This is a genomic window from Streptococcus mitis (assembly GCF_002096925.1).
In the GTDB taxonomy this organism is placed as follows: Bacteria; Bacillota; Bacilli; order Lactobacillales; family Streptococcaceae; genus Streptococcus; species Streptococcus mitis_AF.
Genome location: NZ_NCVN01000002.1, coordinates 40,837 through 54,967, shown reverse-complemented (window position 1 = coordinate 54,967; position 14,131 = coordinate 40,837). Strand labels below are relative to the sequence as shown.

At 33.9% G+C, this 14,131-nt stretch carries 16 protein-coding genes; 4 read left to right on the top strand and 12 right to left on the bottom strand.

All coding sequences use genetic code 11. The annotated features are described in order from the left end of the window. A partial coding sequence (locus B7692_RS00530; protein ID WP_142360005.1) for a transposase occupies positions 1-394 on the bottom strand: 394 nt, incomplete at its 3' end. 244 nt (positions 395-638) lie between these two features. On the opposite strand from B7692_RS00530, the gene B7692_RS00525 reads away from it, so the two are divergent. The 4 genes from B7692_RS00525 to B7692_RS00510 are packed head-to-tail and all read left to right on the top strand — an operon-like array spanning position 639 to position 4,611. Then, complete coding sequence (locus tag B7692_RS00525) at positions 639-1,898, top strand: UDP-N-acetylglucosamine 1-carboxyvinyltransferase (RefSeq protein WP_045611736.1); 1,260 nt, start codon at positions 639-641, stop codon at positions 1,896-1,898. A gap of 15 nt (positions 1,899-1,913) precedes the next feature. Beyond that, positions 1,914-2,465, top strand: coding sequence for a GNAT family N-acetyltransferase (locus B7692_RS00520; RefSeq protein ID WP_084929602.1), 552 nt, complete (start codon positions 1,914-1,916; stop codon positions 2,463-2,465). After that, complete coding sequence (gene spxR, locus B7692_RS00515) at positions 2,458-3,735, top strand: CBS-HotDog domain-containing transcription factor SpxR (protein WP_050242919.1); 1,278 nt, start codon at positions 2,458-2,460, stop codon at positions 3,733-3,735. Before B7692_RS00520 ends, spxR begins: the two co-directional genes overlap by 8 nt. A gap of 15 nt (positions 3,736-3,750) precedes the next feature. Further along, positions 3,751-4,611 (top strand): methionyl aminopeptidase, encoded by an 861-nt coding sequence (locus tag B7692_RS00510; protein WP_000631537.1) that lies wholly within the window; start codon positions 3,751-3,753, stop codon positions 4,609-4,611. Between the two features lie 175 nt (positions 4,612-4,786). Here B7692_RS00510 and B7692_RS00505 read toward each other — a convergent pair whose 3' ends face one another. The 11 genes from B7692_RS00505 to B7692_RS00455 form a co-directional block, all read right to left on the bottom strand. Then, entirely contained in the window at positions 4,787-5,086 is a 300-nt protein-coding gene (locus B7692_RS00505; RefSeq protein WP_084929601.1) for a YbaB/EbfC family nucleoid-associated protein, read from the bottom strand. A gap of 70 nt (positions 5,087-5,156) precedes the next feature. Continuing rightward, positions 5,157-6,308, bottom strand: coding sequence for a site-specific integrase (locus tag B7692_RS00500; RefSeq protein ID WP_084929600.1), 1,152 nt, complete (start codon positions 6,306-6,308; stop codon positions 5,157-5,159). Between the two features lies 1 nt (position 6,309). Continuing rightward, positions 6,310-6,558 (bottom strand): DUF3173 family protein, encoded by a 249-nt coding sequence (locus B7692_RS00495; protein WP_001156231.1) that lies wholly within the window; start codon positions 6,556-6,558, stop codon positions 6,310-6,312. Then, a complete protein-coding gene (locus tag B7692_RS00490) occupies positions 6,559-7,731 on the bottom strand; it encodes a Rep family protein (protein WP_084929599.1) in 1,173 nt (390 codons plus the stop codon). Between the two features lie 148 nt (positions 7,732-7,879). Then, complete coding sequence (locus tag B7692_RS00485) at positions 7,880-8,485, bottom strand: hypothetical protein (protein ID WP_084929598.1); 606 nt, start codon at positions 8,483-8,485, stop codon at positions 7,880-7,882. Then, positions 8,482-9,582, bottom strand: coding sequence for a cell division protein FtsK (locus B7692_RS00480; RefSeq protein WP_084929597.1), 1,101 nt, complete (start codon positions 9,580-9,582; stop codon positions 8,482-8,484). The genes B7692_RS00485 and B7692_RS00480 overlap by 4 nt, the downstream gene beginning before the upstream one ends. A 3-nt stretch (positions 9,583-9,585) precedes the next feature. Beyond that, positions 9,586-9,909: a hypothetical protein gene (locus B7692_RS00475; RefSeq protein ID WP_084929596.1), complete on the bottom strand. Its 324-nt coding sequence runs from the start codon at positions 9,907-9,909 to the stop codon at positions 9,586-9,588. Positions 9,910-10,131: 222 nt separating this feature from the next. Beyond that, complete coding sequence (locus B7692_RS00470; protein ID WP_084929595.1) at positions 10,132-11,199, bottom strand: hypothetical protein; 1,068 nt, start codon at positions 11,197-11,199, stop codon at positions 10,132-10,134. Positions 11,200-11,313: 114 nt separating this feature from the next. Then, complete coding sequence (locus B7692_RS00465; protein ID WP_084929594.1) at positions 11,314-11,955, bottom strand: hypothetical protein; 642 nt, start codon at positions 11,953-11,955, stop codon at positions 11,314-11,316. A gap of 97 nt (positions 11,956-12,052) precedes the next feature. Further along, positions 12,053-12,967, bottom strand: coding sequence for a hypothetical protein (locus B7692_RS00460; RefSeq protein ID WP_084929593.1), 915 nt, complete (start codon positions 12,965-12,967; stop codon positions 12,053-12,055). 289 nt (positions 12,968-13,256) lie between these two features. After that, positions 13,257-13,844: a recombinase family protein gene (locus B7692_RS00455; RefSeq protein WP_084929592.1), complete on the bottom strand. Its 588-nt coding sequence runs from the start codon at positions 13,842-13,844 to the stop codon at positions 13,257-13,259. Positions 13,845-14,131: the final 287 nt, after the last annotated feature.

Below are 14,131 nucleotides of genomic sequence, written 5' to 3'. Positions count from 1 at the left end.
CTAATTCTGTCCTCTCTTCAGGTCTCTTTTTTGGCTTACGTCCCATTTTAGGTACTCTCCCTCTTGTTTTCTCAACAATAGTATACCCGTTTTTCCTGTATTGTGCTAGCCAATTAAGAAGTATCGTACGACTTGGGAGGCCGTATTCAAGAGAAACTCTATCTTTAGTCCAGCCTTCATGTAAGACTTTATGAATCATTTCTTGTTTTAAATTAGGAGAATAGTAGCGATTTTTTCCTTTTTTGACAAACTCTATTCCGTAACGTTCAATCAATTTAATCATGTACCTAATATTAGAATTGTTTATCCCAAATTTATTTGAAAGCTTCTCTAAGCTATATCCTTGTTTTCTAAGTTCATAGATTTGAACTTTATCATCATAAGTTAATTTCATAATAAAAACACCCCAAAAGTTAGTTTTTTCTGTCTAACTTTTGGGGTGCAGTTCATTTCTAGCCTCTATGATGGGCTTTTTTTGTCCATGGGGCAAAAAGGCGTAAAACATTTCAAGACATCTCATTTACCAATAAATACGATTCAGCTAATATAATTGAAAATGATGGAAAAAAGGGTGAATTTATGATATACTTTAATGTAGGACCTTTTTAGAAATTTTGAAAGAGCATAAAAAATTTAGAATGAGAAAAATTGTTATCAATGGTGGATTACCCTTGCAAGGTGAAATCACTATTAGCGGTGCTAAAAATAGCGTTGTGGCCTTAATTCCAGCTATTATTTTGGCTGATGATGTGGTGACTTTGGATTGTGTTCCAGATATTTCCGATGTTGCTAGTCTTGTCGAAATCATGGAGTTAATGGGTGCTACCGTTAAGCGTTATGACGATGTGTTAGAGATTGATCCACGAGGTGTTCAAAATATTCCAATGCCTTATGGGAAAATCAACAGTCTTCGTGCATCTTATTATTTTTATGGAAGTCTTTTAGGTCGCTTTGGGGAAGCTACAGTTGGTTTGCCTGGTGGATGTGATTTGGGACCACGTCCTATAGACTTACACCTAAAGGCTTTTGAAGCAATGGGAGCTACTGTTAGCTACGAGGGAGATAACATGAAGTTATCTGCTAAAGATGTGGGACTTCATGGTGCAAGTATTTACATGGATACGGTTAGTGTCGGTGCGACGATTAATACGATGATTGCTGCGGTTAAAGCAAATGGGCGTACTATTATTGAAAATGCAGCCCGTGAGCCTGAGATTATTGATGTTGCCACTCTCTTGAATAATATGGGTGCCCATATCCGTGGGGCAGGAACTAATATTATCACTATTGATGGTGTTGAAAGATTACACGGAACTCGCCATCAGGTGATTCCAGACCGTATTGAAGCAGGAACATATATTTCCTTAGCTGCTGCAGTCGGTAAGGGAATTCGTATCAACAATGTATTATACGAACACTTAGAAGGATTCATCGCTAAGTTGGAAGAGATGGGTGTGAGAATGACTGTATCTGAAGACAGTATTTTTGTCGAAGAACAGTCTAATTTGAAAGCAATCAATATTAAGACAGCACCTTATCCTGGTTTTGCTACTGACTTGCAACAACCAATTACTCCACTCTTGTTAACAGCAGAGGGGCGTGGTACCATTATTGATACCATTTATGAAAAACGAGTAAACCATGTTTTTGAACTAGCAAAGATGGACGCAGATATTACGACTACAAACGACCATATTTTATATACTGGTGGACGTGGTTTGCGAGGTGCAAATGTAAAAGCTACTGACCTTAGAGCTGGGGCCGCACTTGTCATTGCTGGTTTAATGGCTGAAGGCAAAACTGAAATTACAAATATTGAGTTCATCTTACGTGGTTATTCAGATATTATTGAAAAATTACGTAATCTAGGAGCAGATATTACACTTGTTGAAGAATAAACCGTAGGGGTGTTTATGAATATTTGGACCAAATTAGCAATGTTTTCTTTTTTTGAAACGGATCGCTTGTATTTGCGTCCTTTCTTTTTTAGTGATAGTCAAGACTTCCATGAGATAGCTTCAAATCCAGAAAATTTACAATTCATTTTTCCAAGTCAAGCTAGTTTGGAAGAGAGTCAATATGCACTGGCCAATTATTTTATGAAGTCTCCTTTAGGTGTATGGGCTATTTGTGACAAGAAAACTGAAAAAATGATTGGTTCAATTAAGTTTGAAAAGCTAGATGAAATAAAAAAAGAAGCAGAACTTGGTTATTTTTTAAGAAGAGATTCATGGTCTAAAGGTTTCATGACAGAAGTTGTTAAAAAACTTTGTCAGCTTTCTTTTGAGGAACTTGGTTTAAAACAATTATCCATTATTACCCACCTTGAAAACGAAGCTAGTCAAAGAGTTGCATTTAAGTCTGGATTTCGTTTGTTCCGTCAGTTTAAAGGAAGTGATCGCTATACAAGGAAAATGCGAGATTATCTTGAGTTTCGCTTTGTAAAGGGAGAAATTAATGAGTAAACACCAAGAAATTCTAAGTTATTTGGAAGAATTACCTGTTGGTAAAAGAGTCAGTGTTCGAAGCATTTCCAACCATCTAGGAGTCAGTGATGGAACGGCTTATCGGGCCATTAAAGAAGCTGAAAACCGTGGAATTGTGGAGACCCGTCCTAGAAGTGGAACAATCCGCGTCAAATCACAGAAAGTTGCGATTGAAAGATTAACTTTTGCTGAAATTGCAGAAGTGACTTCTTCTGAGGTTCTGGCTGGGCAAGAAGGTTTAGAGAGAGAATTTAGTAAGTTTTCAATTGGTGCCATGACTGAACAAAATATCTTGTCTTACCTTCACGATGGGGGGCTCTTGATTGTCGGAGACCGAACGCGTATTCAGTTGCTAGCCTTGGAAAATGAAAATGCAGTCTTGGTTACAGGTGGATTTCAGGTTCATGATGATGTGCTTAAACTGGCCAATCAAAAAGGAATTCCTGTTTTAAGAAGCAAACATGACACTTTCACTGTTGCGACCATGATCAATAAAGCCTTGTCAAATGTTCAAATCAAAACAGATATTTTGACAGTTGAGAAACTTTACCGTCCGAGTCATGAGTATGGTTTTCTGAGAGAGACTGACACTGTTAAAGATTATTTGGACTTAGTACGTAAGAATCGTAGCAGTCGTTTCCCAGTTATCAATCAACATCAGGTTGTTGTTGGGGTTGTTACCATGAGAGACGCTGGTGATAAGTCACCAAGCACCACAATTGACAAGGTCATGTCTCGTAGTCTATTTTTAGTTGGATTATCGACAAATATTGCCAATGTGAGTCAACGGATGATTGCAGAAGACTTTGAAATGGTACCGGTTGTTCGAAATAATCAAACCTTGCTTGGGGTTGTAACCAGACGAGATGTCATGGCGAAGATGAGTCGTTCCCAAGTTTCTGCTCTACCTACTTTTTCTGAGCAGATTGGTCAAAAACTTTCTTATCACCATGATGAAGTAGTGATTACCGTGGAACCCTTTATGCTAGAGAAGAACGGTGTTTTGGCTAATGGTGTATTGGCGGAGATACTGACTCACATGACCCAAGATTTAGTTGTGAATAGTGGTCGCAATCTCATCATCGAACAAATGCTGATCTACTTTTTGCAGGCTGTTCAGATAGATGATATACTGCGCATTCAAGCACGCATTATCCACCATACTAGACGGTCAGCTATTATTGATTACGATATTTATCATGGTCATCAGATTGTTTCAAAAGCAAATGTAACCGTTAAAATTAATTAGAAACTAGGAGAAAAAATGATAACATTAAAATCAGCTCGTGAAATCGAAGCTATGGATAAGGCCGGTGATTTTCTAGCAAGTATTCATATCGGCTTGCGTGATTTGATTAAGCCTGGCGTAGATATGTGGGAGGTTGAAGAATATGTTCGCCGTCGATGTAAGGAAGAAAATTTCCTTCCGCTTCAGATTGGAGTTGACGGTGCTATGATGGACTATCCTTATGCTACCTGCTGCTCTTTAAACGATGAAGTAGCTCACGCTTTCCCTCGTCACTATATTTTGAAAGATGGTGATTTGCTCAAGGTTGATATGGTTTTGGGAGGCCCAATTGCTAAATCTGACCTGAATGTCTCAAAATTAAACTTCAACAATGTGGATCAAATGAAGAAATACACTCAGAGCTATTCTGGTGGTCTAGCAGACTCTTGTTGGGCTTATGCTGTCGGTACACCGTCCGAAGAAGTGAAAAACTTGATGGATGTAACTAAAGAAGCCATGTACAAGGGGATTGAGCAGGCTGTTGTTGGAAACCGTATCGGTGATATTGGAGCAGCGATTCAAGAATACGCTGAAAGTCGTGGATACGGTGTAGTGCGTGATTTGGTTGGTCATGGTGTTGGCCCAACCATGCACGAAGAACCAATGGTTCCTAACTATGGTATTGCAGGTCGAGGACTCCGTCTTCGTGAAGGAATGGTCTTGACTATTGAACCAATGATCAATACAGGTGACTGGGAAATTGATACAGATATGAAAACTGGTTGGGCGCATAAGACCATTGACGGTGGTCTATCTTGTCAATATGAACACCAATTTGTCATTACAAAAGATGGACCTGTTATCTTGACTAGTCAAGGTGAAGAAGGAACTTATTAATAAAAAGTGAAAAGACTGCTGGAAGTTCATTTCTAAAGAATCTAGTAGATCTTTTCATATTAAATAGATGAATTATTTTGATGTTTTCAGACTTTTTGAAGACACCAAAATAGGCTCCATAATATTTGTAGGGGGACTTATCCTCTACAAATATTATGGAGCCTTTTTCTTATGCTTAGAATGGCAATTTTCCAGCGAAAGCACCTAGTTTTTTCTTGGTAGTTTCATCGATTTGTTCAAGAGCAGAGTTGATGGCTTGAACGGTCATATCAGAAAGAGTTTCAAGGTCTTCTGAGTCTACAACAGCTGGATTAAAGTCAATGCTGATAACTTTCTTATCTCCAGTCAAGGTCGCTTGAACAAGGTCTTGAGCAGATTTGCCAACAAATTGCATAGCAGCAAGTTCAGCTTGGCTTTGTTCCATTTGTTTTTGAAGTTTTTGTGCTTGGCGCATCATGTTTTGCATGTTCATCATAAGATTTTTAAGATTCCTTTCGTTTCAAGGCCTTGAGCCTTTTTAATAAATTTTTTTGCCATTTTTTGCCCTAAAAGTTGTCAAAAGCATTGGCGACTTCTTTTTGTTGAGTTGGGAATAGGTGAGAGTAGATGTTGATTGTTGTATTAATACTACTGTGTCCAAGTCGTTTCATAAGTGTAAAAAATATATAATCTTTTCCTTCACCATTTCTGAGTCCTTTTGAAACTAGAAATGCTGCATGTGAGTGTCGGAAATCGTGATTACGAATCATTTTTAATGATGCAGGCATTCTTTTTTTCAATTTAATCTTTTGATTAGAAACCATTGGAGCGGTTAGTTGTAAAGGACTGTCTTGAAAGATTTGTAAGTCTTCTGTATTGTCTGTAAACTCTACTAATAGGTGAGCTTGTTTTTCTTTCCATTCCGTTAGTTCTTGAACGAATGCTTTATGAATATAAATTCGACGATTGGATTGAGTAGTTTTTACCGTTCCGATATGGACCTTGTTATTACGAAAGTAAGCAGAATACTTAATATCGATATAACCCTCTGATAAATTAATCTGTTTCCAAGTTAAGGCCAATGCTTCGCCAACACGAACGCCTGTAAACATCAGCACTCGATAAAATAGCTGAAACATATATTCATCTTCTGTGAACAGAGAATCAAATAGCTTGAATTCTTCAGGAGTGAAATAAGACATCTCCTTGTGTTTATCAGGCAGTTTTCTTAGTCCATTGCATGGATTATCTTGTCTAAGACGATTAGCGACAGCAACATCAAACATTTTATGTAGAAAAATCATTAGCTGATTAACGGTCGTGCTTGATAGTGTTCCTCCTTTGACACTTGGTTGTTTGACCAACCAATCTCTAAATTTTTTTACTTCATGGATAGTAATGGCAGACATATCTGCATGCTCAAAAAACTTAGAGACATATTGGTTATAATAGGATATCTGTGTATCAATGGTACCACGTTTATTCCCACGGAGTTCATCTTCTTGTTGAACTAAAGAGTAAAGGTTAGAAACAGATATTTTATCTTTAATATGAACTTGGTGAAGTTTGTTTAATCGATAATCTGCTTCATATTGAACAGCTTCTTTACGAGTGGTAAATCCTGACTTTCTATGACGTTTGATTTCACCAGTCAATGGGTCTATGCCATCGGTAATATCTACTTTCCATTTTCCCTTGTATCCTTTGATAACTGACATATTATTTTCCTCTTTCTATGTCAGTAGCGAAGAGTACAGTATCTATTATATCATTTTTTGAGATGATTTTAAATCCAAGAATTTCTTCGGCAATAGTCTTTGGTATTCTTCCAATCCTTTTGTTTTTATAAAGTTGAAAACCTCTTTCGACAAGTAATTTTTTACCCTCTCGTATAACACGTCTAGCTGTGCCTTCTGGATATCCTTGATTTGCGATATCTATGTAGGTAACTGTTTGAATTTCTTGCATTTATTCATTCCTTTCCTTTTTCTTATTCAATTCTAAAAATAACTGGTACGATTTGTCTTGAATAGTTTCTTCTCTATCAGTCTGATTTTTAAAGGGGTTTGGTAATTTATTGCCATGGTCTATATAAAACATCTGGTCCATTGGTTCGTACTTGTAAAATTGCAGATGCTCTTTTTTGACTTCGACTACTAAGGATAATCTTCTCATTAGCTGGCCCCAAGAATCAATGTGGCTTGTTTGTTTCTTCTTTGTTAATTCTAAGAAAAAATTATATGGGGAGTATGGGCTTGTAATGATGTATACGTTAGCTAAAAGAGGTTTGTCAAAATAACGACTACTTGCCATCGCTTTAACATTGTAAGGGTCAAACATTTTGAGTAAGTCTGAGTAGTCAAATTGATGGGGGCGTAATTCGTCTAAGATAATCACGTGTTCTAAATTGTATTGTTGAAAAGGGTCACGGATTGAGCCCGTAATAAAATAGTTAAGGTCATACTGTTCTGCGTATTGACGTGCTAGACGAGTCTTCCCTGTTCCCGCTTTTCCAAAAAGCCAAATAATCGTAACAATTTCATTCTTGTCAATCATTTCTTGTCGCCATAGTTCGGCTTGTGTTTCTAGTCGTTTTAAATAGACGGTTTCTATTTTTTGCCTTGCTTTGGCATATTGTGAACCAGTAAGTCGTTGTTCAATTTCTGATTTTGTAATATTACCAGTATAAAGTAGATCCAGTAGATTATCTATAATCATAGTGTCATTTATTTCATATCGTTTGGTTACATTTCTTTCGATAGTGTCTAATAGGAGTAAATAGTCAAAATTCGCAATAACTTCTTTGGGAGAATATTGGTATTTATCTTGATTAGACTCCGTGTGATGAACGAGATATGAATAAGCATTGTTAACTGAACCCCTCCACTGCTCAAAACACTGTATTGGTTGTTTAGTCAACTTAGCAAGATTGTTTAAACTTCTAGCACTTTCAAATTGTAAAACAAGGTGTATATGTGGTGCGACAAGGTTTCCATCTTGCCCAATATCCTTATCATGCAATATTCCCGCAAAACGAAGCGGTTTTAGAATGTTTGTCATATACTCGATGATATCTTGTAAATTTGAAGATTGGAAATACTCAATCTGTTGAACAAACATGACATTGCGTGCTTTTACCATTAAAAACTCCTTTCTTCTTGGAACAATGGAACAACATTATACTACTTCAATAACAAGCCCAGAAGTAGTATAGTTCTGTCCTGACCAAATTGGAACATAAAACCAGCTCGGAGCTCTTGCCTTACGGCAAGCTCCGCTGGTATACAAATCAATTATGCTTTCTCGTCCCTTGTATTATATGATTAAGTGAAGTACTATCTTTGGGAGAGAATGTATATATTTCACGATAGACTCTTGTAAGATAGTCGTACAAAAAAGGTAATTTTTTTTGTAAAATTGTATCAATATCTGAGTTTTCTGCCCATGGTATAATAACTAGGATATATTCATGAGTTATAGTACATCTGATAGATTGAACAATAGTTTTGTACTCTTTTACAACCTCACTATCGATTTCACTGCCTCTCTTTAGCATTTGTTTTCGTACTATCCTTAATCGATTTACTGTTCGGAAAAAGTTGAAAAACTTATCTTCTTTTATCCATACGATGCAAAGAAGGATATGCGCTAAAAGATAGATGATAAGAACGATAGTAATTGCTTTAAGTAGTATAGATTGTGCTATTTGAAAATTATCTAAAATTTGGCTCCAAACGTCCCAAGAGATAATGGTTCTAACTTGGCTAACAAACCATATACCTGCTAGAGATAAACTCCACAGAAAGCTTAAGAGTAACTCTAAAGGCAGTAAGTAGTAGAGTTTATCGGTAATGACAGTGCTATTTATTATAATTCTATTGTTAATGTTTTTCATATATTTTCTCCTTTAAATGTTGGTATAAGCAATGGCATAACATTAGGTGGTGTTATACCGTCAATAACTTGAACAATACCAGTTCCTTTTCCGTTAGGAATGACAATTCCTGTCTCTGAATCCAAGTCTGGGAATAAAAACGTTGTCGTTTTTCTGTTGATTAACCCAAGTTGTATCAAGAAATTACACTGCTCTCTAACGGCAATCGGTAAAGCGTTTGTGTCCATCCGCTGGCTCACTAGGATTAGGTGGACAGATGTTGCTCGTCCAAGTAGTGCAATATTGGATAATAGTGCAAAAAAGGTATCTTTAACATTTTTAGAAGTCAAAGAGGTTAAAGCAAGCAATTCATCAATCACCAGACAACGATGTTGAAATTTTTTAGAAGGATTTTCAAGAAGCTCCGATTGTCTTTGATAGATAGTATCTAGTTCCACTTTTAGCAAGCTGTTTACCTTGGAAACAAATTCATCAGATGAGAAGTCTTTCTCTTGATAAAGAACAGGTATGTTCTGTTTTAAGCAGTAGCGAGAGATAGAATCGCACTTGGGGTCCACGACTGTTACATGAGCAAATTGATTAATAACAGAGATTAGATAGGTCAAAGCGTAGCTCTTTCCAGAACCAGAAGAACCAGCAATCAAGCAATGAACGATGCGATTGAAATCAATTCGATAATTTTTCATGAGTTCAAAACTTTCGTTTTGAACGCTGACATCAGATAGCTTTTGATACGTCAATCTTTCAGGTATTCCTCTAAAGAATGGAAACCTAAAAGCACGACTAGTGTTAATGCTTACACCATCACCATCACGTTTGACAATATAGGCCGATGGCTGTTTAAGAAATGTCAACATAGGGTAGGCACTTGTAGATAAAATTTGAAAAATCTGTTGGTATAGATTGTTATCCAAAATGTACGCACAAGGAAACCTTGGGACAAAGTCTAGATAATTGTCACCATATATGAATTGGAAGGAATTTGTAGTTGAAGAGATAGAGCTGTTCCTCAACCCTAGCTCCACAGACTGGACAAGATAGTCGGCGTTTACTACAAACTCCCGTTTATTTTCTGATTGCATAAATGGAAATACCATTGATTACTTACCTCCTTTGTTTAATACGGTTACAGAGCTCGCTCGGAAATAGATGTTACCTCTGACATTGCAGGCCTCTGCACCTTGAAATTCAATCTCGTCAAATTGTTCGATAGTTTGTTGGGATGAGAATTTAACCTCAAAAGGCTGTTGTCCTTTAATAACGAACCAATAACGATATGAGTCAATTTCGTTTGTTGGGCTATTATCAACGTATTTCATGCGAATATTCGCTTCAGGGGATAATACAATTGCAGTTTTTTCGTTATCGAAAATTTCTTGAAATAGTTGGTTAGAATAGCCAGTTTTAGCTTTCATTTTAAACATAATTATTTTTTTATAATCAGCATACCTAGGATTTGCTGATTCCTTTCTTTATTTTTTAATAAGCGCTTATAGTCTTATTTTAAATCACAATAGGATAGAAGTCATTACTAGTTTTGAAACTATAATTATCGTTTCAAAACTATAATGAGAGGAACATAAAAGCAGTCGCTTATGCGACTGCCACGAATTGATACTTATATGTTAATGTGTGTTATTATCTTTCTAAATAAGTTGATTTTCCAAAAAATTTGTTAAATCTATGAAATCTAGTATATTTAGATTTAATTCGGTTAGATTTTTAATTTTTTTATTTTGGTTATCATTATAAAATTTCTTTAGGTATTCTATATCTTTGTCTAATTTGTCCTTATCATAGTACATACAGATAGATGAAGATGTATCAAATTCATTTACGGTTTGTTTAGCTTTACTTATAAATAATATGAAATTATCAATATTTAAGCTTCTATCTAATAAATTTAAAAATTGTTCAGATGAAAATACTTCAATAAAAAAATTATTATTTAGTCTAGCGAATATACTATCATTGTTACCTTTTGACTCTTTAAGAATCTCTTTTTTGATTTTTTCTTTATAGAATTCAAGAAGTTTATCTGAATTTATATCTATAAAATTATTGAAGGAACTAATAAATACTTGATAATTCTCTTCACTATTCAAAATATATTCAAATAAAAAATTTGTATGTAGTGTATGATTAAAGATTAGCCTTTTGAAATCAATAAAGAATTCCATATAATCATCACAATGATAGTTAAAAGCACCTATATAAGTATCCAAATCTGTATCTGTTTTTGATGATGAAATGATATTGATAAGTAGCTTGTTTGAAACATTTATAAGAATTTCTTCCTTTATGAACGAATCTTTAAAAATATTTTTATAGGTCGCATTTCCAAAGAAAATATCATCAGTAGAAGTATCTATAAAGGGATTGGAATCAGAGTTATTGAATAAAATCAATAAAAGGGAAAATTTTAAAAAATTTAAAATTTCATTTTCTGATTCAAATATAACTTCCTCATGTGTTACATTGAACATTTTTGCAAAAATATCAATTTTTTCTTGAGACATAAGAAATTTACTGTTTACAGGTTTACCTTTTAAAATGTTTGATAATGTTGGTTCGTTTATTGGAAGATCTGAACCTTCAGTTTGATATTTGTCTTTGACTTTCCGTGTGAATTGAGCTTGTGTGGTATATGAAACTTTGATTTTGTTTTTTAGACGTAAGCCTATCATACGATATAAATAATTTGTAAAATTCATATTTTTCTCCATATTTTTCAAGAGTTATAATAGTTGGGAAAAAATATAACAATATAATTGTGGTTGAGAAATTGAAAATCTGATATAGAGCGTTGTTTATACATTCACATATGTTTATTTTATTCTTTTATAGTGCTTCTCTTTTCCATGTTCTTTGGTTATTAAATCTGCCTCTATTTCCTCAGCTCTCGACCCCGCAGATATAATATAAATAATAATAATAAGAGGGGGGATTATTAGTTTTAATAATTCAGCTAATGAGTAAATTCCTAGGCTAATTGATGAAGTAATTAAATCAAAAGTCGGTTCAATGAGTAAAACAATGGGTAATATATAAAAGAGTTTATTTTTGGAATTTTTAATGCTAGTTATCACATAGCTCAAAATTCCTAAAACTAATAAGTAATAAGCTGGACCAGCCTTACTTTCTATATGTAATCCAATACTTGTTTCATTTTGCATTCCTGTCAAAAATTGTCTGACTACAAAGATTAATCCGGCTAAAATAAATGGTCTAATATCTAATTTTAGTGGAAAGAATCTTAAAACTAATATAGAGATGATAAATGCAAAATATGCAAAAACGTATTCTGCTTTAATCATAACTATGATTTGTTGCACCATGTTCGAAGGAATATCATTGTTAATGATACCAAGAGGTAAAGATGTTTTAGAAGATATAAAAGGTATGAATAATGCAATACAAACTGATAAAAATAATGAAATTTCAGGACTATATTTTTTAATTATCCCCATACTAAATTCACCCTCCTAATGCTTGTTTTAAAATATTATTACTTGTCTTTTTATTTGTTTAGGGCATTTTTTAAAGACGAGCAGTATATCTAATTTATTATTTTTTATCAACGGTAATATTCTTTAAGTTTGTTTTAGGATTATCAAGCGTGTATAGTGTATTTTTATTGGTTCGAATTGCAATTGTATTTTCATGGTCTTTGTTTACTCCAATATTGAAAGTCGAATCGTAGATATCCGTAGCATAAAATAGAGAAACACCAAAACCATTGTCTTCAGTTGTAGGGAAGTAATTTTTTAGTGGATTTGAAAAATCAATTTTCTTATTTTTCTTATCAAATATTGTTCCAGTATATTTCAAAGATTCATAAGCAGTCTGATTTCCGCTGCCATCTGTTTTTAAGTTTATAGAATATGAACCAGTACTAGGTTTGGAGAATTCTGTAAGTTCATTGGAATTTTCTAATGCCTGTATAGTTTTTTTATGTCGTTCAATTCGTTGCTCATGTTCCTCAGCTGAACCATTTGCTATTCCAACTGCCCCTTCAGGATATTTGTCTAGTTTTGCTTTATATTCATCTAGTTCCTTTTGTGTAAGTTCTAAATCTTCCTTATAATAATTGACGAGGTTGTCATAATAAGTTTTTATATTTTGCTTATGAAGTTCTTTCGCTTTCTCAATAACTTCCTTGTCAGATAATTTACTAACGTCGCCTAATGTTAAATATTTACTATTTTTACTTCCACGTAAATCATATGCTGTAATTGTGTCATTTTTTGCAACTAATAAAAATTGGATTCTAGTTTCTTTTGAGGTTGATTTAGAATTTTCTAAATCATAGATAATGGTTTCATTTTTTGATAAGTATTCAGCAAATTCAGTACTTTTGCTTTTTGAAGATACTTGTTCTATTTGTTTTTCTTCTTGATTACTTTGAGACTTAGTATGAGTACATGCAGTCAGAATGCATCCTGAAAGAAGTAGTGAAATTAAAACTATTTTGCGATTCATATAAAATTCTCCGTTAGTTACTATTTGTATTTGTAAAAATTAAATTATTGTGCATGAAGATAAGTAGTTAATAAAATTATTTTTTCATTATCAAAGAACTCCTAAAACAAAAATTATTAAATAAATGGTCTCTGTCCTAAAACCTAGACTTTTTTGGACAAACTTGATAGAATGGTAGTGTAATAATAATCGGTCAAAATGCTGGATTTTAGAACCTTTTTTCTAACGAAAACGGCTCTAAAATAGAGTGTATTTCCTGTCCAAAAAATCCTAGGTTTTTTGACAAGAACTATGAATTTTTTATCCAATTATGAAAGGTGCTTTTTGATACTCCTAAGATGTCTGCACCTTCTCGTAAGGTTATTTCTTTTTTCTTATATTGAGCTATCACATTAGGGAGATTATTTGGGACAATCAATTTTGGTCTACCGAATTTCTTCCCTTTTTTCTTTGCCTCTCGTATTCCTTCCATTTGTCTTTGTTTGATTTGTTCTCTTTCAAACTGTGCCACATAAGACAGAACTTGTAAAACGATATCGGAGATTAGTTTTCCTGTGATATTATCATTGCTATTCTTTGTGTTTAATAAGGGGAAATCTAAAACAGTTATATTTACTTTCTTTTTCTTAGTAATTGCTTGCCATTGTTCTAAAATTTCATCATAGTTTCTTCCCAATCTATCAATTGATTTAATAACCAATTCATCATTCTCTTTCAAGGTAGTTAATAATTTTTGATATTCTATTCTGTCAAAATCTTTTCCTGAAACGTAATCAATAAAAATATTCTCTTTTGATAATTTATTTTCTACTAAGGCTGAAAATTGCCTATCAATATTTTGTTCTCTTGTAGATACTCGAACATAACCGTAACGCATAAGGCTACCACCTATCTTTTTATCTCTATTTTAGACAAAAAGAAAACTACCACTCATTATGGGCGGTAGTTTGGTGTACTCTTTGCTACTGTATTTTTTGCCAAGATTTTGTCTTGGATGCGTGAATAGTAGTGTTGGATAAAAAATCTTAAGGGCTTAAAATCCTTTTAAACCAACCTTTTTGATGTTTACAAAAATTAAAAACAGTATGTTCAATTTTTGCATGTTCATCATGGTGATTTATAGTTTCCTTTTATCTTATTTTCCTTTTTATTTTATCAATTTTG

Excerpts from the sequence above, each read along its gene's own strand:
- B7692_RS00525 (WP_045611736.1), top strand. The coding sequence starts at position 639 with ATGAGAAAAATTGTTATCAATGGTGGATTACCCTTGCAAGGTGAAATC.
- B7692_RS00520 (WP_084929602.1), top strand. The coding sequence starts at position 1,914 with ATGAATATTTGGACCAAATTAGCAATGTTTTCTTTTTTTGAAACGGAT.
- spxR (WP_050242919.1), top strand. The coding sequence starts at position 2,458 with ATGAGTAAACACCAAGAAATTCTAAGTTATTTGGAAGAATTACCTGTT.
- B7692_RS00510 (WP_000631537.1), top strand. The coding sequence starts at position 3,751 with ATGATAACATTAAAATCAGCTCGTGAAATCGAAGCTATGGATAAGGCC.
- B7692_RS00505 (WP_084929601.1), bottom strand. The coding sequence starts at position 5,086 with ATGATGAACATGCAAAACATGATGCGCCAAGCACAAAAACTTCAAAAA.
- B7692_RS00500 (WP_084929600.1), bottom strand. The coding sequence starts at position 6,308 with ATGTCAGTTATCAAAGGATACAAGGGAAAATGGAAAGTAGATATTACC.
- B7692_RS00495 (WP_001156231.1), bottom strand. The coding sequence starts at position 6,558 with ATGCAAGAAATTCAAACAGTTACCTACATAGATATCGCAAATCAAGGA.
- B7692_RS00490 (WP_084929599.1), bottom strand. The coding sequence starts at position 7,731 with ATGGTAAAAGCACGCAATGTCATGTTTGTTCAACAGATTGAGTATTTC.
- B7692_RS00485 (WP_084929598.1), bottom strand. The coding sequence starts at position 8,485 with ATGAAAAACATTAACAATAGAATTATAATAAATAGCACTGTCATTACC.
- B7692_RS00480 (WP_084929597.1), bottom strand. The coding sequence starts at position 9,582 with ATGGTATTTCCATTTATGCAATCAGAAAATAAACGGGAGTTTGTAGTA.
- B7692_RS00475 (WP_084929596.1), bottom strand. The coding sequence starts at position 9,909 with ATGTTTAAAATGAAAGCTAAAACTGGCTATTCTAACCAACTATTTCAA.
- B7692_RS00470 (WP_084929595.1), bottom strand. The coding sequence starts at position 11,199 with ATGAATTTTACAAATTATTTATATCGTATGATAGGCTTACGTCTAAAA.
- B7692_RS00465 (WP_084929594.1), bottom strand. The coding sequence starts at position 11,955 with ATGGGGATAATTAAAAAATATAGTCCTGAAATTTCATTATTTTTATCA.
- B7692_RS00460 (WP_084929593.1), bottom strand. The coding sequence starts at position 12,967 with ATGAATCGCAAAATAGTTTTAATTTCACTACTTCTTTCAGGATGCATT.
- B7692_RS00455 (WP_084929592.1), bottom strand. The coding sequence starts at position 13,844 with ATGCGTTACGGTTATGTTCGAGTATCTACAAGAGAACAAAATATTGAT.